22 protein-coding genes, 2 tRNA genes and 1 riboswitch are annotated in these 19464 nt (G+C 66.4%); of the genes, 8 read left to right on the forward strand and 16 right to left on the reverse strand.

The features are described from left to right. Position 1: 1 nt before the first annotated feature. A complete protein-coding gene (locus LJ725_RS01680; protein ID WP_230548882.1) occupies positions 2-625 on the reverse strand; it encodes an HAD-IA family hydrolase in 624 nt (207 codons plus the stop codon). Positions 626-633: 8 nt separating this feature from the next. On the opposite strand from LJ725_RS01680, the gene LJ725_RS01685 reads away from it, so the two are divergent. Then, positions 634-1224: a GNAT family N-acetyltransferase gene (locus LJ725_RS01685; protein WP_230548883.1), complete on the forward strand. Its 591-nt coding sequence runs from the start codon at positions 634-636 to the stop codon at positions 1222-1224. Positions 1225-1252: 28 nt separating this feature from the next. Here the strand turns inward: LJ725_RS01685 and LJ725_RS01690 are convergent, their stop codons facing one another. Then, positions 1253-1867: a TetR/AcrR family transcriptional regulator gene (locus LJ725_RS01690; protein ID WP_230548884.1), complete on the reverse strand. Its 615-nt coding sequence runs from the start codon at positions 1865-1867 to the stop codon at positions 1253-1255. 114 nt (positions 1868-1981) lie between these two features. Here LJ725_RS01690 and LJ725_RS01695 point away from each other — a divergent pair, with 114 nt between their 5' ends. Further along, complete coding sequence (locus LJ725_RS01695; RefSeq protein ID WP_230548885.1) at positions 1982-2608, forward strand: LysE family translocator; 627 nt, start codon at positions 1982-1984, stop codon at positions 2606-2608. Between the two features lie 4 nt (positions 2609-2612). On the opposite strand, the gene LJ725_RS01700 is transcribed toward LJ725_RS01695, so the two are convergent. From LJ725_RS01700 to LJ725_RS01740, 9 genes are all read right to left on the reverse strand, one after another. Beyond that, a complete protein-coding gene (locus LJ725_RS01700; protein WP_230548886.1) occupies positions 2613-3029 on the reverse strand; it encodes an ExbD/TolR family protein in 417 nt (138 codons plus the stop codon). Positions 3030-3040: 11 nt separating this feature from the next. After that, positions 3041-3769, reverse strand: a complete 729-nt coding sequence (locus LJ725_RS01705; RefSeq protein ID WP_230548887.1) for a MotA/TolQ/ExbB proton channel family protein — start codon at positions 3767-3769, stop codon at positions 3041-3043. An 11-nt stretch (positions 3770-3780) separates the two neighbouring features. Continuing rightward, positions 3781-4599 (reverse strand): energy transducer TonB, encoded by an 819-nt coding sequence (locus tag LJ725_RS01710; protein WP_230548888.1) that lies wholly within the window; start codon positions 4597-4599, stop codon positions 3781-3783. A gap of 11 nt (positions 4600-4610) precedes the next feature. Beyond that, complete coding sequence (locus LJ725_RS01715) at positions 4611-5381, reverse strand: PepSY-associated TM helix domain-containing protein (RefSeq protein ID WP_230548889.1); 771 nt, start codon at positions 5379-5381, stop codon at positions 4611-4613. After that, positions 5381-6064, reverse strand: a complete 684-nt coding sequence (locus tag LJ725_RS01720; protein WP_230548890.1) for a Fe2+-dependent dioxygenase — start codon at positions 6062-6064, stop codon at positions 5381-5383. The genes LJ725_RS01715 and LJ725_RS01720 overlap by 1 nt, the downstream gene beginning before the upstream one ends. Positions 6065-6086: 22 nt before the next feature. After that, entirely contained in the window at positions 6087-8375 is a 2289-nt protein-coding gene (locus tag LJ725_RS01725) for a TonB-dependent receptor (protein WP_230548891.1), read from the reverse strand. A 150-nt stretch (positions 8376-8525) separates the two neighbouring features. Further along, positions 8526-8602: transfer RNA gene (locus LJ725_RS01730), tRNA-Arg, on the reverse strand. Positions 8603-8637: 35 nt separating this feature from the next. After that, positions 8638-8940, reverse strand: a complete 303-nt coding sequence (locus tag LJ725_RS01735; protein WP_230548892.1) for an ETC complex I subunit — start codon at positions 8938-8940, stop codon at positions 8638-8640. A 26-nt stretch (positions 8941-8966) separates the two neighbouring features. Continuing rightward, positions 8967-9043, reverse strand: a tRNA-Pro gene (locus LJ725_RS01740). Between the two features lie 83 nt (positions 9044-9126). Between LJ725_RS01740 and LJ725_RS01745 the strand changes: the two genes are divergently transcribed. Further along, positions 9127-9534: a DUF2237 family protein gene (locus tag LJ725_RS01745; protein ID WP_230548893.1), complete on the forward strand. Its 408-nt coding sequence runs from the start codon at positions 9127-9129 to the stop codon at positions 9532-9534. A 1-nt stretch (position 9535) separates the two neighbouring features. Here the strand turns inward: LJ725_RS01745 and LJ725_RS01750 are convergent, their stop codons facing one another. The 3 genes from LJ725_RS01750 to LJ725_RS01760 all read right to left on the reverse strand — a co-directional run bounded on the left by LJ725_RS01750 (position 9536) and on the right by LJ725_RS01760 (position 12708). Beyond that, positions 9536-10426: a PhzF family phenazine biosynthesis protein gene (locus LJ725_RS01750; RefSeq protein WP_230548894.1), complete on the reverse strand. Its 891-nt coding sequence runs from the start codon at positions 10424-10426 to the stop codon at positions 9536-9538. Position 10427: 1 nt separating this feature from the next. Next, entirely contained in the window at positions 10428-12095 is a 1668-nt protein-coding gene (locus tag LJ725_RS01755; protein WP_230548895.1) for a formate--tetrahydrofolate ligase, read from the reverse strand. Between the two features lie 118 nt (positions 12096-12213). Then, on the reverse strand, positions 12214-12708 hold the full coding sequence (locus LJ725_RS01760) for a DUF192 domain-containing protein (RefSeq protein ID WP_230548896.1): 495 nt from the start codon (positions 12706-12708) through the stop codon (positions 12214-12216). Positions 12709-12789: 81 nt separating this feature from the next. Continuing rightward, positions 12790-12893, forward strand: a riboswitch (TPP riboswitch). On the opposite strand from LJ725_RS01760, the gene LJ725_RS01765 reads away from it, so the two are divergent. From LJ725_RS01765 to LJ725_RS01775, 3 genes are all read left to right on the forward strand, one after another. Next, a complete protein-coding gene (locus LJ725_RS01765; RefSeq protein ID WP_230548897.1) occupies positions 12889-13596 on the forward strand; it encodes an ABC transporter ATP-binding protein in 708 nt (235 codons plus the stop codon). (Overlaps the previous riboswitch by 5 nt.) Next, entirely contained in the window at positions 13593-14330 is a 738-nt protein-coding gene (locus LJ725_RS01770; RefSeq protein WP_230548898.1) for an ABC transporter permease, read from the forward strand. The genes LJ725_RS01765 and LJ725_RS01770 overlap by 4 nt, the downstream gene beginning before the upstream one ends. A gap of 2 nt (positions 14331-14332) precedes the next feature. Continuing rightward, a complete protein-coding gene (locus LJ725_RS01775; protein WP_230548899.1) occupies positions 14333-15274 on the forward strand; it encodes an ABC transporter substrate-binding protein in 942 nt (313 codons plus the stop codon). A gap of 9 nt (positions 15275-15283) precedes the next feature. Here LJ725_RS01775 and LJ725_RS01780 read toward each other — a convergent pair whose 3' ends face one another. Then, positions 15284-15802 carry a cold-shock protein gene (locus LJ725_RS01780; protein ID WP_230548900.1) on the reverse strand — a complete coding sequence of 173 codons (519 nt, stop codon included), beginning with the start codon at positions 15800-15802 and terminating at the stop codon, positions 15284-15286. Between the two features lie 125 nt (positions 15803-15927). Here LJ725_RS01780 and LJ725_RS01785 point away from each other — a divergent pair, with 125 nt between their 5' ends. Then, complete coding sequence (locus LJ725_RS01785; RefSeq protein WP_230548901.1) at positions 15928-16806, forward strand: SDR family oxidoreductase; 879 nt, start codon at positions 15928-15930, stop codon at positions 16804-16806. 258 nt (positions 16807-17064) lie between these two features. Continuing rightward, a complete protein-coding gene (locus LJ725_RS01790; protein WP_230548902.1) occupies positions 17065-17634 on the forward strand; it encodes a hypothetical protein in 570 nt (189 codons plus the stop codon). Positions 17635-17653: 19 nt separating this feature from the next. Here the strand turns inward: LJ725_RS01790 and LJ725_RS01795 are convergent, their stop codons facing one another. Continuing rightward, on the reverse strand, positions 17654-19453 hold the full coding sequence (locus tag LJ725_RS01795) for an IlvD/Edd family dehydratase (protein WP_230548903.1): 1800 nt from the start codon (positions 19451-19453) through the stop codon (positions 17654-17656). Between the last annotated feature and the right edge of the window lie 11 nt (positions 19454-19464).

The following is a 19464-nucleotide window of genomic DNA, read 5'->3' on the forward strand; positions in this document are numbered from 1 at the left end:
CCTAGCCCCAGCCGGCCAGCGCCCGTTCGAGGCTTTCGGGACCGCGATAGAGCATGGCGCGCCAGCCGGCCATGCGCGCGCCATCGACGTTGCTGGCCTTGTCGTCGACGAACAGGATCGACTGCGCGACGGTGACGCCCATGCGCGCCTGGGCATTGGTATAGAAAACCCGATCGGGTTTGCAGACGCCCAGCGCCGCCGAATAGACGATCTCGTCGAAATGCGCGCCCAACCCCATCCGGTCGCGCAGATAGGCGATGCGATGATGTTCCTGGTTGGTCGCCGCGAAGACGCGGCCCCCCGTGCGCCGGCGCCAGGCATCGGCCTGGGCCAGCACGCCGCGGTCGATGTCGGAATCCTTCTCGAACCAGTAGGACACGAACTCCTCGAGCCGGTCGGCCAGCCCCTTGGTCTCGAAGTATTCGTGCAGCGCGACATAGAGATCGAGCCGTCCGCGCAGCACTTCCATGAATTCGGGTTTCAGGAAGAACTCGGGCGCCAACTCGGCGTCGTGATCGAGGCCCCAATCTTCCTTCAGGGTGGCATACCAGGGGTGGGGCGAGCCCGGCTGGGCGAGCGAGACGACGCCGTCGATATCGAGGACGAGGATGGGGCTGGCACTCATGGTCCGCCATGCTACAGCAGCGGCCCCGCCAAAAGGACAGTTCGTTGCAGCTCATCGTTCCCGACCTCGCCCATCTCGACGGCTATGCCGACGCGTTGCGCCGTGGCTGGTCGCCCGACAATGTGCGGCTCGACGCGGCGGCGCGCGAGGAACTGGCGCGCATCGAGGCCAACCCGGCCGCCTTCGTGGCTTCGCTCGACGATCCCGAGGCAAAAGGTGGCGACATCCCGCTGCCCGACGGCACGATGGTTCGTCGCCTGCCCGGCTTTCGCCGCTGGATGTGGGACGGCGAATTCTGCGGCTCGATCGGTTTTCGCTGGCAGCCCGGCACGGCCGCGCTGCCCGCCCATGTCCTGGGGCATATCGGCTACGCCGTCGTGCCGTGGAAGCGCCGGCATGGCCATGCGACCCGGGCACTCGGTCTGATGCTGAAGGAGGTCGCGCGACATGGGCTGCCGCATGTCGACCTGACGACGGATCCGGACAATCTGCCGTCCCAGAAGGTGATCACGGCAAATGGCGGCTTCCTGGTCGAGCGGATCACCAATATCGCCGCCCATGGCGGCACAGAGACTCTGCTGTTCCGGATTCCCGTCTGAGCGCGGGCGGCGCGGCGGACGTCCCGACCTAACGGGCTGCGCGCACGACTGTCTCGGCCATCGCCGCCAGAACCGCGAGCCCGCGCGATTTCAGGCCTCGTGACGAATCCCGACCGCCGATCTCACCTTCGAGCACCAGCGTTATGAAGCCGTGCATGGAGGCCCAGGCGAAATCGACCATGCGCTGGCGCACCTCGGCGGACGCATCGACGAGTATTTCCTCGACGATACCGGCCTGCAGGCGGCGGATACCGTCCGCTCCTGCCTCGCCTTGGTCGAGTTCGATGCGATTGGCTTCGCGGCTGAACATGAGCTGGAAGAGCGCGGGGTTGGCGGCTCCGAATGCCATGTAGCCGACACCGAGCCCGACTAGGCGCGCCGCCGGTTCGCCCTTGATCCGTTCCGCCTCGGCGGACATGGCCGCCGTGAGTTCGGCAAATCCCCGCCGGACCAGCTCTGCCAGCAGATCGTCCATCGACGCGAAATGATGGGCCGGCGCGGCATGCGAGACCTCGGCACGGCGGGCGCATTCGCGCAGGGTGAACCCGCGAATGCCCTTTTCCTCCAACAGTTTGCGTCCCGAGGCGACCAGAGCCTCGCGCAGGTCGCCGTGATGGTAGCCTCTGGGCTTGGTGGGGCTCATCTGAATTCCGGAAAGATTCGACCAGCGCCTATCTTGACGATGGAAAGAGGCCAAATTCTGGCTGACGCCCCTCTTTTGGCATGGCTTGATCGTCCATCGTCCGTTGGAGTGACCATGAACTTCGAAACCTGGGCCGCCTTCGCCGCCGCGTCGAGCGTCCTTCTGGTGATCCCAGGCCCTACCGTGTTGCTGGTCGTCTCCTATGCGCTCGGCCAGGGCTGGCGAACCGCCCTGCCGATGGCGATCGGCGTCGCCCTGGGCGACTTCACGGCCATGACGCTTTCAATGCTGGGACTGGGGGCGCTGCTGGCCGCCTCGGCCACGCTGTTCACCGTCCTGAAGTGGGCGGGTGCGGCCTACCTCGTCTATCTCGGCGTCAAGCTGTGGCGTGCCGGCGGCACGCTCGACGCCGCACCACGGACCGACCGGGTCTCGGCCGCCCGGATGCTGGGCCATGCCTGGCTGGTGACGGCGCTCAACCCCAAGAGCATCACCTTCTTCGTGGCCTTCCTGCCGGCCTTCCTCGATCCCAAGGCGGACTTCCTCACCCAGATGCTGGTCTTCGAGACGACGTTCCTGGTGCTGGCCTTCGCCAACGCCTTCGGCTACGCGCTGGTCGCCTCCCGCGCGCGCCGACTGGCCTCGAACCCGCGGGCCATCGGGGTGGTCAACAAGGTCGGCGGCGGCCTGCTGGTCGGGGCCGGCATCGCCACGGTGAGCTTCGCCGGATCGCGCAGCTAAACTTTCATCGGGCCGGCTCGCTGACGAAGGCGATCTTGGAGAGACCGCCCTTGGAGGCATCGGCGAGGGTCTCCATGACGTAGCGGTAGGGCACGGTGGCGTCGGCGCGGAGGTAGACCTCGGGCTGCGGCCGCTTGCGGCCCGCCTCGGCGAACTTCTCCAGCGCCGCCTCGCGGCTCAGCCGCTCGCCGCCCCAGAACAGCGCGCCCTGGGCGTCGATGGCGAACTCGATCTTCTCCGGCTTCTGCAGGTCGGCGTTCGCCGTCGCCTTCGGCAGGTCGAGTTTCACCACGTTGGTCAGCAGCGGCGCGGTCACGATGAAGATGACCAGCAGCACCAGCACCACGTCGATCAACGGCACCATGTTGATCTCGGCCATCGGCTGGGACGAGGTCTTGCGTTCGAAACTTCCGAAAGCCATTTGCCGCTCCCTCAGTTCACGGCCGCGAGCGGCACGCCCGGCTTGCGGCCGGCCTGCAGCGCACGGCCCATCGACAGGAAGGTCAGCAGCTCGAAGGCGAAGGCGTCGAGCTTGGCCGTCAGCACGCGGTTGGAGCGGGTCAGCCAGTTGTAGCCCATGACCGCCGGCAGGGCGACGGCGAGGCCGATGCCGGTCATGATCAGGGCCTCGCCGACCGGACCCGCGACCTTGTCGAGCATGCCCGAGCCCGACATGCCGATGGCGACCAGCGCGTGATAGACGCCCCACACCGTGCCGAACAGGCCGACGAACGGCGCGGTGGCGCCGATGGTGGCCAGCATGGTGAGGCCGTTCTCGAGCGCCGTCGTCTCCTCGTCGAGCACCTTCTTGATGGTCCGGGTCAGGAACTCGGTCTCGCTGCCGGCTTCCTCCAGCTTGGCCGCGCCGAACTTCGCGTGATGGGCCTGCGCGTGCAGCGAATGCGCGGTGAGATGGCCGAACGGCTCATGCACGCCGTGGATGCTGAGCTCGTTCTGCACCTGCTCGAGCGAGGTGGCACTCCAGAAGAAGTTCAGGAACTTGCGGCTGCGTTCCTGCCGGATGATCTGCCCGATCCCCTTGTAGATGATCAGGTACCAGGAGATCGCCGACATCACCGCCAGCACACCCAGCAGGATCTTCGCGACGATGTCCGCCTGTGCGAGGAAATGGCCGAAGCCCAAACTCGATGCGTCGCCCATACGATGCTCTCCTACTGCAACACGAATCTGATCGGAACGACCACCAGCACGGCCTGCGGCAGGCCGCCCTGGATGTAAGGCCGGAACTGCGCAGCGCGCACGGCGCTGAGCGCCGACTGGTCGAGCGCCGGAAAACCGGACGAACTCTGCAACGATACCTGCGCTGGTCGTCCCGTGACGTCTACCAGCACGCGGATCATCGCCGTGCCCTGCTCGCCCGCACGTCGCGAAGCGTTCGAATAGACCGGCTTCGGCTGCACCAGCCAGCCGAGTTGTGAGGCGTCGACGGTGCGCGGTCCGGCCGGCTGGGCAGGCGCGGCCTGCTGCGGGCCGGGTTCGACCGGAGCGGCGGGACGCGGCGGCGCGGGCGGCCGCTTCTGCACCGGCTTGGGCTCAGGCGGCTTGGGTTTCGGCTCCGGGATCTTTTCGGGCGGCGGAATGTTCGGCGGTGGCGGCTCGTCCGGCGGCGGGATGTCGAGCTTGGCCAGCGGAAACTCCGGCGGCGGCAGGTCGGGCGGCGGCGGCTCCACGATGGTAGCCAACTCCGGCGGTGGCGGTGGCTTCAGCTCGACCGGGGGCGGCGGTTCGGCGTTCTCGATCTCCGGTTCGGCCGGGGCCTCGGCCGGCACCATGCGAACTTCCATGGGCGCCACGTCACCCACGATCAGCTTCACCGGCTCGACCTGCGTCAGCGCCCATCCGCCCCCGACATGGAAGAAGATCACGAACGCCAGGATCGCGCCGCGGGCGGCCGTCGACATCGGCTCGCGCGACGGGCCGGGCGGCCCTGGATCCATGACCGGCAAATGCGAGGGAACTGGCTTCTTCATCCCTTCGCTCCTTACATCTGGAGCGGGCTTGCGGCGAGTGCGACCGTTGCGGTCACGGCAACTGCAAAAATCGTGATGCCGGCAGCGCGTTTGCGATGAGTCTCCCACCACAGGATGACGCCGCTGACCGACAGGAAGATCATGCTGCCGGCCAGCGTGTCGATCAACAGGATCCAGGGTACCGGCATGGCCGTGCCCTTGTGCAGATTGGTCAAGGTCGCGATGAACCCGTTGGAGGTGGTGCGGACCGACAGCGACCGGTTGCCAACCCAGTACTCGGCCTGCACCAGATGGTTGGGGCCGCCGAAGTTCATCACCCAACGCTCGGGTTGCTGCAGGGGCCGGCCGGCGCCCTCCCCGTTGCCTGCCCCCCGCTCGGGAGAACGTTCACCTCCGCTGCGCTCGGCACCGTTGCGCAGGCCCGCTCCCGCCCCGCCACCGACCGGCCTTTCTGCCCAGGCGACGGGTCGCGCCCACTCGACCCGGGCAACGTTGGGACCACGATCGATCCTGAGCGTGTCCTTCAGCCACTGGCTCATCGCCTCGATCGTGGCCGGCGGCGGATCGGGCAGCGCGAGCTGCGCATTGACCTGCGTCTGGTCGGGCAAGTCGAGCTTCAACACGCTGCGATGGTTGAGCCAGATGCCGCTCAGGCCGAACATCAGGCCGAGCAGCGCCCCCCACAACCCGAACCAGCCATGGGTCTTGCGGACCCAACGCACGAAGGTCAGCCGGCGGTTGACCCGCTTGCCCGCCCCGGCCGTGGCAGCGGCGACGCCCATCAGGTCTCGCTCCATTGCCGCACGAGATTGTGGTAGCAGCCGATCAGCGTACGGCGCGCCATCTCGTCGGCGTTGGTCTCGTTCAGGCGCTGGATCGCATTGTCCATCTCATGCAGCACCGACCGCTGCATGTCGTCGCGGATCAGGCTCTGCGCCCAGAAAAAGCAGGCCGTGCGTACGCCACGCGTGATCGGCGACACGGAATGCAGGCTGGTCGCCGGATAGACCACCATGTCGCCGGCCGCGAGCTTGACGCTGTGCTGGCCGTACGTGTCCTCGATCTGCAGTTCGCCGCCGTCATAGTCTTCGGGATTGCTGAGGAACAGCGTGGCGGATACGTCGGTCCTCAGCTTGCGGCCGGTATGCGGGTTGATGCGCACGCTGCCGTCGACATGCGCGCCGAATCTCATGCCTTCGCCATAGCGGTTGAACATCGGCGGATAGATCTCGTTCGGCAGCACCGCGCTGATGAAGACCGGATGGACCTCCAGCGCCGCGCCGACGATGCGCTGGCAGGCGATCGCCGTGTCCGACCGCTCGTCGATCTGCTGGTTGAACTTGACCGGCGCGCCCTGGTAGCCGGCAGTCACACGACCGTCGACCCAGGCATTCGAGCGCTCCAACCGCTCGCGCAGGCTCACGAGCTGCGCGGCGTTGAGGACATTGGGAACACAGACCAACATGACGGGCGGCGGCTTCCGTCGATCAGAGACGGTAGTTGAGCGTGATCATGCCGGTCAGTCCCGAGCCCACGACCGCGCGGCCGCCATCCGACGCGATGACGCCGTCATAGTAGACCGTGTTGAACAGGTTGTAGACGTTCAGGCGCACGTCGTAGGCCGGCTGCTTGTAGGCGGCCGTCAGGTCGACGCGGGTGTATGCCGGCACGACGACGGTGTTGGTGTTGTTGGCGTATCGCTGGCCGACATAGAAGAAGCCGCCGCCGATCTCGTAGGTCTCCTTGAACGTGTAGGTCGTCCAGAGATTGGCCGTGTCCCTCGGCGTATTGAGCGGCACCTTGCCGGTCGTGTTTCCCTGACCGTTCTGGTAGTTCAGGCCCTGGATGATGACGCCGTTCAAATAGGCGTAGCCACCGAACACCTGCCACTCCGGCGTGATGCGGCCGGCGAAACCGGCGCGCGCACCGCTCACCTGCACGTTGCCGGTCGGCGAGAACGTGCCGTCGGGATTGGCCGTCCGGGCATTGTTTTTGATGATCGAGAAGACCGCGCCGTTGAGCGACAGATTGGAACCGAACAGCTCGTACTTTACGCCCGCTTCCACGCCCTTGTTGTTCTCCGGCGGCAGGTTCTGCGTGCCCGTCGTCGAGGTGAGCTGCTCCAGCGAGGGATTGAACGAGGTGCTGTAGGACACGTAGTAGGACTGCGCCGGCGTAGGCTCGTAGATGATGCCGCCACGGACGCTCAGGAACGTGTCGGTCTGCTGCAATCCGGCGACCGTCGTACTGCCGGCGGTATTGTTGCGATTGACCGAATTGGCGATCTGGGCCGCGTAGTAGTCCCACCTCAGTCCGGCGACGACTTTCAACTCGGGCAGGAGCTGGATCGTGTCGTTGGCATAGAAGCCCGCCCCCCAGGCCGACGACGAGGCATAGTTGCCGAGGACCGTCGCCACGTTGCCCGGCGTATTGGCACCCACCGTATAGCCCGCCGGCGTGCAACCGACCGAGCCGGACGGCAACGCATTGCCGAAACAGGTGCCGGTGCGGCTCATCTGCTGGTTGGTATAGGACTCGTAGTTCAGGTCGATGCCCATGAGCAGCGTGTGCCCGACCGGACCGGTCTCGAACTTGGACAGGACCTCCGTCTGGTTCTCGACCGTAATGTCATTGATGTTTCGATCGCGGCTGAGCTGCCGGATCCAAAGATTGCCCAGCGGCTGTCCGCTGTACGGGGTGTTGCCGGTCAGGTTTGACGCCGCGACGAAGCGGTTGCCGTTGCCGAGCGTGCCCACGAAACCGCCGGACGTCTCGCGGACCGCGGTGTTCACCCAGACGAACTCCGTCTGGTTGCGGATGTTCATGTTGGGCGAAATCTTGTGCTCGACCAGGCTTTGCAGGGCGATGACGTCCTGCTCGGTATAGTCGTCGTTGAAGCCATAGGCGGTGTTGCGCGGCGCGTTCAGCGGAAATCCGTTGAGGTTCGGCACGCCATAGTTCACCTGATCCTTGCGGTGCTGCAGGATCGCACCCAGCGTGATCTCGGTCGGCGTGCCGATGCCGAGCTTCACCGTCGGCGCCAGGCCGAAGTCCAGCACGTTGGTCTGGTCGACGGTCGAGGCCTTGCCGACCTGGAACATCGCCGACACACGCGCCGCGTTGTTCTCCTGGAACGGCGTATTCACGTCGGCGGTGGTACGCACGAGGCCGTTCGTCGTCGCCTGCGCGCTCAGTTCCGTCGCCTGCTTGAGGAACGGCTTCTTCGTGACCTGGTTGATGATGCCGCCGGTCGAGCCGCGACCGAACAACATCGAGGACGGGCCCATCAGGACCTCGACCTGCTCCAGCGCAAACACATCGCGATAGTACTGGCCGCGGTCGCGCATGCCGTCGAGGTAGATGTCGGTGCGGGCCGAGAAGCCGTTGATGTTGATGTTGGTGCCGATGTTGCCGCCTTCGGCCGAGCCGATGGTGACGCCCGGCGCGTTGCGGACCGCGTCCTCCAGCCTGGTGACGCCTTGCGATTGCATCAGCGCGCGGTTGATGACGACCACCGACTGCGGCACGTCCATCAGGTTGGCGGCGCCCAGGCGGTTGATCGAGCCCTTGGTGACCTGGAAGTCCTCGCTGGGACGGCTGCCGGTCACCGTCACGGTCTGCATCGTCGCCGGGGCGGCGGAGGGATTGGCTGGCTGGGTCTGGGAAGGATCGGCTGACGGCGAAGCGGGCGTCTGGGCGGTGTCCTGCTGGGCCATCGCTGCCGGGGCTACGAGCAGTCCAACAAGGGCGGTTTTTACCGGTACGCGCTTCGCCATGTCTTCTCCCCAGAAGCAACTCATCTCCTCTCAATTGAGGAGAATGCGAGTTATTATCATGGAACTAAAACGGCACTGATAATGAATCGCACCTCTTGCGGAGAGGCAGCCGTGCAAAAACGCCGAGCCTCATGCAATTTGTTCGGGAAATGGCGCGCCCGGTTGGATTCGAACCAACGACCTACCGCTTAGAAGGCGGTTGCTCTGATCCCCTGAGCTACGGGCGCCTGCCGTTCCAAGTCCATGCGCCCGGCATGGACCTTCAGTGCGTCCAGCGACCGACGCGATTGTAGGCGAAGTTGTCGGCGTAGGCCTTGGCCCTCACCGGCCGGCTGTGCGGCTGCTCCACCGTGTACTGCCAGCCGTTCTTCTCGGCATGGGCCTTGGCTTCTTCCAGGGTGGGAAAGAACAGCCGGACCTGCTGCATCGTGTTACGTGAACTCGTCCAGCCCATAAGCGGGTCGATCTCCTTGCGCGACGGCTCCGGCTCCAGCACCCACTCGTGGGTATTGCCCGTTCCCGACTGCATGGCCGTCTTGGCCGGTTTGAAGATGCGAACCTGCATGGCTCCCGCTACTCCGTTTTCGGGCGTGGTCGGGGCGGCCGGATTCGAACCGACGACCTTCTGCGCCCAAGGCAGACGCGCTACCAGACTGCGCTACGCCCCGCCGATACACCTCTATGACGCGAGGGTTTCTACCAGCGCCCCTCTCCGCTCGAAAGGGCAAATTCCGGATGCTACGATAGCTCCATGTTCGATCAGACGCCCGAGCAGGGCCGCCCGGGCCGCGCCCCGTCGATAAATGTGCTGGGCGGCGTCCTGGAGCCCTGCTCCACCCGGCCCGTGACCGGCTTCTACCGCGACGGCTGCTGCAATACCGGCGCGGAGGATCTCGGCCTGCACACGGTTTGCGTGGTCCTGACGGCCGAATTCCTCGCCTTCTCCAAATCCCGGGGCAACGATCTCAGCACGCCGATGCCGCAATACGGCTTCCCTGGCCTAAATCCCGGCGAGCGCTGGTGCCTCTGCGCCAGCCGCTGGAAGGAAGCCTTCGACGCAAACGTGGCGCCCCAGGTCGTCCTGGAGTCCACCCATGCCGTCACGCTCCACGTCGTCTCCCTGGCCGCCCTGAAGCAGCACGCCTTTCGGCCGCACTAGATCAGAGTTGCGCCTCGCCGCGCAGCACCGGCACGCACTGGCCGGCAATGGTCGCCCGGATTCCGTCGGCCGCGCGGCGTGCGACGACCCGCAACAGGCTTGGCCGCCCCATGACCACACCCTGGTGAATGTCGACGCGAAGCTCCGGCTCGCTGGTCAGCGACAGGAGCAGCGCGCTGAGCGGGCCGGCGGCGCTGCCCGTTGCGGGGTCCTCGATCGTGCCGCCCAGCGGCGCGAACATGCGGGCCTGAACGCGGCCCGGCCCGTCATGGGCATAGAGGTAGAGGCCGAGCCGGCCATTGAGGCCCGCTGTCTGCTCGAGGGCCTGTCGGAAGGACGGGAAGTCAGGCGTTGCCCGCGCAAGCGCGGAGGGCCCGACTTCCGCAATGACGAACGGATTGCCGAGCGACGCGCCAACCGGCTTGTGCGCCGCCACCCGAATGTCTGCTGGCTGCAGGCTGGCGCAGGCGGCGACCGTCTCGACCGGTAGTTCCGGTCCGAGCGACAGCGGCTGCGGCGCGGCGATAGTGGCGCCGACCGGCGCGCCCGAGGTGTCGCGCTCCACGTCGATCTCGACGAGCCCCGCCAGCTCCTCGAACAGGAGCTTGCCGCCCTTGTCCCTGCCCTGCTGCGCCAGCACAAAGGCAGTCCCGACGTTGGGATGGCCCGCGAACGGCATCTCGCGCGTGCGCGTGAAGATGCGCACCCGCGCGGTATGCGCCGGATCCTCGGGCGGCAGAACGAACGTCGTCTCGCTGAGATTGAATTCGGCGGCCAGCGACTGCATCTCGGCGTCGCTCATGCCCGTCGCATCGGGAAAGACCGCGAGCGGGTTGCCGCCGAACCGCGTGGTGGTGAAGACGTCCACCGTGACGAACGGATACGACCGCATCCTAGAAGATCCCATCGACCTGGCCGTCCGCCGTGAGGCGGATCTGCTCCGCCGCCGGCACGCGCGGCAGGCCGGGCATGCTCATGATCTCGCCCGCCATCGCGACCACGAAGCCGGCGCCGGCAGACAGGCGAACCTCGCGGATCGGCAGCGTGTGCCCGGTGGGCGCACCGCGCAGTTCGGGGTCGGCGGCGAAACTGTACTGCGTCTTGGCGATACAGACCGGCAGCTTGCCGTAGCCCGCGGCTTCGAGTGCCTTGAGGCGTCGCTGGGCCGGTCCGGCGATCGACACGCCCGACGCGCGATAGATCTCGCGCGCGATGGTTTCGATCTTGCCGGCGAGCGGCAGGTCGTCGGGATAGAGCGGCTTGAAGGCCGCCTTCCCCTCCTCGATCGTCGCCACGGCCGCGCGCGCCAGCGCTTCCGCGCCGGCTCCGCCTTTGGCCCAGTGCTCGCACAGATACGCCTTGGCGCCCGCCGCCGCGCACTTCGCCTCGATCAGCTCCAGCTCGGCCGGCGTATCGGTCAGGAATCGGTTGATGGCCACGAGAACGGGCAGACCGAACTTGCCGAGATTTTCGACATGGCGCAGCAGGTTGGGCAGGCCGCGCTCGACCGCGCCGACATCTTCGGCCGCCAGCGCCTTCTCGTCGGCGCCGCCATGCAGCTTCAGCGCGCGCACGGTGGCGACGACTACGGCGAGTTCCGGCTTGAGGCCGGCCTGCCGGCACTTGATGTCGAGGAACTTCTCTGCGCCGAGATCGGCGCCAAACCCCGCCTCCGTGACGACGTAGTCGCCGAGCGCGAGCGCTGCGCGCGTGGCGATCACCGAGTTGCAGCCGTGCGCGATGTTGGCGAACGGACCGCCATGGATCAGGACAGGATTGTTCTCCAGCGTCTGTACGAGATTGGGCTTGGCGGCGTCCTTGAGCACGGCGGCCATGGCACCTGCCGCCTTGAGATCGCCGGCGGTGACCGGCTTGCCATCCCGGGTTTCGGCCACGACGATTCGCGCCAGTCGCTGCTCAAGATCCTCCAGATCGTTGGCCAGGCAGAGAATTGCCATGACTTCCGAGGCCGTCGTGATGTCGAAGCGCGCCTGTCGGGGGAACCCGTTGGCCACGCCACCCAGGCTCACCACCGTATCGCGCAGGGCACGGTCGTTCATGTCGAGCACCCGCGGCCAGAACACCCGTCGGGCGTCGATGCCAAGCGCGTTGCCCCAATAGATGTGATTGTCGAGCATCGCGGCGAGCAGATTGTGCGCCGTCGTGATGGCGTGGAAATCGCCGGTGAAGTGAAGGTTGATCTCGGCCATCGGCACGATCTGCGCCTGGCCTCCGCCGGTGGCTCCGCCCTTCTGGCCGAAGCACGGTCCGAGGCTGGGCTCGCGTAAGGCGATGGCGGTCTTCTTGCCCAACCGTGCCAACGCATCGCCGAGCCCGATCGTCGTCGTCGTCTTGCCCTCGCCCGCCTTGGTGGGGTTGATCGCCGTCACGAGAATCAGATGCCCGGACGGCCGGGTGCCGAGCGACTTCACATAGTCGCCGTCGAGTTTTGCCTTGTCGCGACCGTAGGGCTCCAGTGCCTCCTCCGGAATGCCGAGTCGGCCGGCAACTTCCTTCATGGGCTTCTTGACGGCCCGCCGTGCGATCTCGATATCCGACATTCCCGCTCCCACAACTGCGTTTCAGCGGTCCGACCCTAGCGAGGCCGGCGGGTCCAGCCAACAACGGAGAACATCGAGTGGGTTCTCAGGGAACGCGATGCCGTGCTGCAGCCGGCGCTCATGCGTTTCCGAAGATCGGGTGGAGCACCTTGTCGCCCGGCTTGATTCCGAGAAGCTTGGCGCTGCCCCCGTTTATCTCCAGCACGGCGCGCACCGGGAACTGACTGGGAATGCTCTCTGTCGAATGCGGAACGGCATTGGCGTGGATCGACCTGATCGTGCCGTCGGCGGCGATGAAGATCATGTCGAGCGGGATCAGCGTGTTCTTCATCCAGAAGCTGACGGGCGCTTCCTTGTAGAAATCGAACAGCATGCCCTCGTACGGGCCGAGCTTCTCGCGGAACATGAGCCCCCGTGCCCGCTGCGTGTCGTCCAGCGCCAGTTCGACCTCGAACTTGATGTCCCGGCCGCCGGACACCACGACGAGCGACGACCTCTTGAAGTGGAAGTCGTTGCCGCCCTGCTGCGCCTGCGCGAGGCCCGCCGCCAGCGCGAGCGGCGCGGCGAGAAAGAGACGCCGGCGGAGCGGCGCGCGTTTGACTGCCTGAACCATGCTCATGGCATAGAGCGTGGATGGCGATTTCGTCAAACCGATGACGCTTGCGTGAACGAAAGCGTCTAACCATAGTGGCGTCCGCTCATCGGGGGGAGCCGCGCCGCGCGGCTGAGAGGTCCGGAAGGACGACCCCGAACCTGATCCGGTTAATGCCGGCGTAGGGACTGGTGGCTCGTGGTGTCTTCTCCTGCCCTCTCCGTGCGGTCGGCGCACATCGTCCTCGACGGCCATGTCGTGGCAGAGAACCTGTCGCTCGAGTTTCCCGGCGGGCGCACGACCTGCCTGCTGGGGCGCAGCGGCGTCGGCAAGACCTCCCTTCTGCGCCATCTCGCGGGGCTCCTGCCCGGCACCGCGCCCGCCGGGCCGGTTGCCTACATGGCCCAACGCGACCTGCTGTTGCCTTGGCTGTCGGTGCTCGACAATGTCCGGCTCGGCCATCGACTGCGGGGCGACGCGGCGGCCCGCCATGCTGCCGGACCGCGCGCGCGGGCGCTGCTCGCGGAAGTCGGCCTCGGCCACCATCTGGACGCCCTGCCGCAGACGCTGTCCGGCGGCATGCGCCAGCGCGCGGCGCTTGCCCGGACCCTCTGCGAGGACAGGCAGATCGTCCTGATGGACGAACCGTTCGGTCATCTCGATGCCGTGACGCGGTTCGATCTGCAGGATCTCGCCGCCAGGCTCCTGAGGGGCCGCACCGTCGTGATGGTGACGCACGATCCGCTGGAGGCGCTGCGCCTGGGTCACGAGATTCGCATTCTCTCCGGAACGCCCTTCGTGCCTGGTCCGGTCATTGCCCCTTCGGGCGCCGTGCCGCGCGATCCGGCGGATCCCGAACTGCTCGCCCTGCAGGCCCGGCTGATCGGCGAACTGAGGACCGGGGGGTGAGGCCTCTTGTCACCGCGCTGGGGCTGCTGGCCGGCTGGGAGTTGCTGGTGTGGCTCGCCAGGCTACCGCCCTACATCCTGCCGCCGCCCTCGCGTGTCGCCGTCGTGCTGATGGAGCGCCGGGCATTGCTGCTCGAACAGGCCGCCTGGACGGGCGCCGAGATGATGCTCGGCCTGGCGCTCGGCCTGTTGCTGGGGGCAGCCCTCGCGGTGCTGTTCGCGGCGTCGGCAGGCTGGCGGCGATGGGCGCTTCCCCTGGTCATCGTCTCGCAGGCCATTCCCGTGATCGCCGTCGCCCCGCTGCTCGTGCTGTGGCTCGGCTACGGAATGGCGTCCAAGGTCGCGATGGCCGCGCTCGTGATCTTCTTCCCGGTGGTCAGCAGCCTGTACGACGGTCTGCGCCGCACCGATCCAGGCTGGCTCGAACTGGCGCGCACCATGGATGCGTCGCCCCGCGCGGTCCTGCTGCAGATCAGGCTACCGGCCGCCCTGCCCGCCTTCGCCTCGGGCGCCCGCATCGCCGCCGCGGTTGCCCCGATCGGTGCCGTGATCGGCGAATGGGTCGGCGCCAGCGCCGGGCTGGGCTTCCTGATGACGCAGTCGCTGGCGCGCGGTCAGACGCCGCTCGCCTTCGCCGCCCTCTTCGTCCTCTGCCTGCTCGGTCTCGCACTCTACGTCGCGACCGACCGGCTCGCGCGACGGCTCGTGCCGTGGCAACCCATCCAAGGAGACTGAACATGCCCTTCGTGACCCGACTGATTGCCGTACTGGCACTGTGTTGCCTGGCCCTGCCGGCCAACGCGCAGGAGAAGGTGCGGATCCTGCTCGACTGGTTCGTGAACCCCGATCATGCCGCGCTCGTGATCGCCAAGCAGCGCGGCCTCTTCGACAAGCAGGGCCTCGATGTCGAACTGATCGCACCGGCCGATCCCAACGCGCCGCCCAAGCTGGTGGCCGCCGGCCAGGCCGACTACGCGCTCTCCTACCAGCCAACGCTGCAGATGCTGGCGGCCGAAGGTCTGCCGCTGGTGCGGGTGGGCGTGCTGGTGGCGCAGCCGCTCAATTCGCTGGTTGCGCTCGAGGACTCGGCCGTGAAGACCATCGCGGACTTCAAGGGCCGCAAGATCGGCTTCTCGGTGTCGGGCTTCGAGGAAGCCGTGCTTGGCGCGATGCTGGAAAGCGCGGGCCTCACACTGAAGGACGTGACCCTGGTGAACGTCAACTTCGCCCTCACCACCGCACTCATGAGCAAGCAGGTCGACGGCGTGATCGGCGCCTTCAGGAATTTCGAACTGAACGACCTCGAATTGAACAAGGCGAAAGGGCGGATCTGGCTGGTCGAGAAGCACGGCGTGCCGGCCTATGACGAGCTGGTGATCCTGGCCAAGCGCGAGACGGTCGACCCTGCCCGCACGAAGAAGCTTCTCGCGGCGCTCGCCGAGGCGACCGCCTGGCTCACCGCCAACCCCGCGGAAGCCTGGGCCAGTTTCTCCAAGTACGGCAAGGACCTCGACAATGATCTCAACAGAATGGCCTGGAAGGACACGGTGCCGTTGCTGTCGGCCGACCCCGCCGCGCTCGACCGCGCGCGTTACTCAACCTTCGCCGAGTTTCTCGTGAAGCGCGGGCTGATCAAGCAGGCGCCGCCGCTCGACAGCTACCTTCGAGAAATCAGGTAGGAGCCTTCGTCAGGCGCCGCGGATCTCGACGACCTGGAGGCCCTTCTGGCCTTCAGCGACGCGGATCATCACCTTCTGACCCGGTGCCAGCGATTCCATGCCATGCCGCCGAAGCACTGCGGCATGCACGAAGATGTCGCCATCGAGCGCCTCGCGCGTGACGAACCCGTAGCCGCGCTCGTTGTTGTACCACTTCACGAGAGCGGTGATGTAGTCGCCCATCGCAATGCCGTCCGGAATCGGCGGCGGCTTCTGAGGCGTGGCGACGGCCGTCGACAAATCGACCTCGATCACCCTCATGACCTGCCAGCCTTTCGGGCCGCGGACACCGGCGCACACCACGGTTGCACCGGGCTTGAGATCCTCATGCCCGGACTGGCGTAGTGTCGTTACATGCAGGAACGCGTCGCTGTTGTCGCTGTCGAGGGCCAAGAACCCATACCCTTTGACGGCGTTGAACCACTTGACCTTACCACGCAGCTCAACCGTACCGACGTCCCCGCTCGTCTCTCCCAGATGGGTCGTCATTCAACGATCCCGTGTTGTTATGCAGAAATCGTAAACATGCTTTGTGAAGGAAGCAACAGTCCTTGTGTGGGATCGCGGCCTCACGCTAGACGAATCACCTCAAGCGTCTCGGGAGGAGCCGAATCATGTTCAAGAACGACCTGTTCAAGGGAAAGCGATTTCTGATCACCGGCGGCGGCACCGGCCTCGGTCGCATGATGCTGGAGAAGTTCGTCGAACTGGGTGCAGACTGTGTGATATGCGGCCGCCGCGGAAGCGTGCTCGAGGAGACGGCCAAGCAGGTGATGGAGAAGAACCCCGGCCGCCGCGTGGATTTCCACTCCGTCGACATCCGGGTGGCGACAGCGGTCGAGGAGATGATCGATCAGATCTGGGCCACCGGCCCGCTCGACGGTCTTGTGAACAACGCCGCCGGCAACTTCATCTCCCAGACCAAGGACCTCAGTCCCCGCGCCTTCGACGCAATCGCAAACATCGTCCTGCACGGCACGTTCTACATGACGAACGCCTGCGGCAAGCGATGGATTGCCGAGCAGCGCAAGGCGAGCGTCCTCAGCATCCTCACGACCTGGGTCTGGACCGGCAGTCCGTTCGTCGTGCCGTCGGCCATGTCGAAGGCCGGCGTCGCAGTGATGACCCAGAGCCTGGCCGTCGAGTGGGCGCGCCATGGCATCCGTCTCAACGCGATCGCCCCGGGTCCTTTCCCGACCGAGGGGGCCTGGGCTCGCCTCAACCCTCTGCAGGAGGGGAACGACACCCGGTACAACACGCGCAATCCGATGGGCCGCGTCGGGCGTCCCAGCGAACTCGCCAACATGGCGGCCTTCCTGATGAGCGAGGAGGTCGAATACATCAACGGCGAGGTGATCGCGATCGACGGCGCCATGGGGATCATGGGCAACGGCACCTTCTCCAACATGATGTCGTACAGCGAGCAGGACTGGATTCGCATCCGGGAGCAGATCCAGTCGACCAACGCCGCCGACAAGGCCAAGCGCAGCTGACCTGGGTTGATTCGTGCCCCCTGCCGACCTGTGGCTTTGGCGCCACAGGTCGGAGCGATTGAGAAGGAGACCCCCGCCGAAGTGCTAGAGTGGCGGTGTCGGCGGAGGCTCCGGCCTCAATTGAGCCAAAGTGTCATGGTGTTTTCAGGCTCCCAAAAACGAGCAATTTCCGGGTCCCCGAGAGATCCAATCGTGCAGTCCAGTAACAAGCCGGCCACCCTCTTCGCCCCGCATTTGCCCCGTCGGCAGATGTTGTTCATGGGCAGCGCCGTAGCCGGCATGCTGGTCGTCCCCTCGGTATTCGCCCAGAGCATCGACGCCCGCCACTGGCAGGGCACCACCGCGGTGACGCGGCAGCCCGAGCACGTCGTCGCTACCACCATCGCCGAATGGCGCAGCCTGTGGAGCCGCGTCGGCTCCCCCGCGCCCGACATGTTCGAGGCGGGCCGCATGAACGCGGTCGGCATCTTCCTCGGCCGTCGCGGCGGCGAAGGCTATGCGGTGAACATCCTCTCGACGGCCCGGCGGCGCGATCGCATCGTGGTGGTCTTCGAGGAACGCATGCCGGCCGAGATGATGACGGCGCAGCGCGCGGCCCCCCGGCCCGTGGCCGTCGGGCCGCTGACGAACGGACCGGCCGCTTCGAGCCCTCCCTCGGCGCTGCCGCCAGGTGCCGCGGGCTTTGCCACCCCCGGCGGATCGGCCGCGCTGTCGGCGCCACCGCCCCCGGCCACCCGTCCGGTCGGTCAGCCGACCTCCCCCTGGGCGATCATTCTGATCAACCGGGCCGATCTCCCGGTTTCGGTCGAGCAGCGCCTCTTCCGCTGAGGCCCTTCCCTGCGAGCACTCAGTGCGAGTGCCGGGGGACTCCCTTGGTCTTCGCAATCTTCTGGTAGTCGACCGCAAAGTCGAGGCAGGCGCCGCTGGCGAGTTGGCCGACGAACTTGCGCTGCAGTTCCTGCCACGGAGTCTGGCTGGGCACGACGTTGGGCTTCCACGCCTTCTTGCGCTTTGCCAACTCCCGGGCGGTGATCATGATGTTGGCGGTGCGCTTGCCGATGTCGATGCGGACCCGGTCTCCGGTCTCCAGCAGCGCGAGCCCACCTCCGACCGCCGCTTCCGGCGAGGCATTCAGGATCGAGGGACTGGCGGACGTGCCGCTCTGTCGGCCGTCGCCGATGCAGGGCAGCAGCAGGATCCCGCCCTTCACCAGCCGGTCCGGTGGCAGCATGTTCACCACTTCCGCCGCACCGGGATAACCTACGGGGCCGGCATTGCGAATCACGAGGATGCTGTTCTCGTCGATCGGCAGCTTCGGGTCGTTGATGCGGTGGTGATAGTCCTCCGGACCCTCGAACACGATGGCGGTGCCCTCGAAGGCGTCCCGATCGCCTTCGCGCTCGAGATACTTCTCGCGGAACTCCGGCGAGATCACCGAAGTCTTCATGATCGCCGAGTCGAAGAGATTGCCGCCGAGTACGGCGAAACCGGCCTGGTTGAGCATCGGCCTGTCGTAGGTCTTGATGACCTCGCCATCGGCCTTGATTGCGTGGCGCAGGTTCTGGGCTACGGTCCGGCCGGACACGGTCAGCGCGTCACCATGGATCTTTTTGCGGTCCAGCAGCTCCTTCATTACGGTCGGCACGCCGCCGGCACGATGGAACGCCTCGCCGAGATACTTGCCGGCGGGCATGCAGTTCACCAGCAGCGGAATGTCGTAGCCGATCTTGTCCCAATCCTTGTTTTCGAGCTTCACCCCGATATGCCGCGCGATGGCATTGACGTGCGGCGGGCAGTTCGTAGAGGCGCCGAGCGCGCTCGCCGCCACGATGGCATTCTCGAAGGCCTTGCGGGTCAGGATGTCGGACGGCTTCAGGTCCTCCCACACCATGTCGACGATGCGCTTGCCGGTCTCGTAGGCCATCTGGCCCCGCTCCTTGTATGGGCCGGGGATCGCCGCGCAGCCGGGCAGCGACATGCCAAGCGCTTCGGCCATGCTATTCATGGAGAGTGCCGTGCCCATCGTGTTGCAGTGACCCACGCTGGGCGCGCTCGACGCGACCATCTCGATGAACTTCTCCATGTCGATGCGGCCCGCCGCCAGCTCCTGGCGGGCGTACCAGACGATGGTGCCCGAGCCGGCGAGGCCGCCGGCGAAATGGCCGTCGAGCATCGGCCCGCCCGAGAGCACGATGGCGGGAATGTCGACGGTGGCCGCGCCCATGATCATTGCGGGCGTGGTCTTGTCGCAACCGGTCGTCAGCACGACGCCATCGAAGAAATAGCCGTACAGGCACTCGACCAGGCTGAGATAGGCGAGGTTGCGGTCGAGCGCCGCCGTCGGGCGCTTGCCGGTCTCCTGGATCGGATGGACCGGGAACTCGATGGGGATGCCGCCGGCATCGCGGATGCCGTCGCGCACGCGCGTCGCCAGGTCGAGGTGATGGCGGTTGCAGGGCGAGAGGTCGCTGCCGGTCTGGGCGATGCCGATGATCGGTCGGCCGCTGCGCAACTCGGCGAGCGTCAGGCCGAAGTTCATGTAGCGCTCGAGATAGAGCGCGGCCATCGTCGGGTCGCCCTTGGCATCGAACCATTCGCGGCTGCGCAACGGGCGCTTGCCGCCGTTGCCGCTCTTCTTCTTGGCCATCCGGTTCCTCC

The organism is Reyranella aquatilis (assembly GCF_020880995.1).
Taxonomy (GTDB): Bacteria; Pseudomonadota; Alphaproteobacteria; order Reyranellales; family Reyranellaceae; genus Reyranella; species Reyranella aquatilis.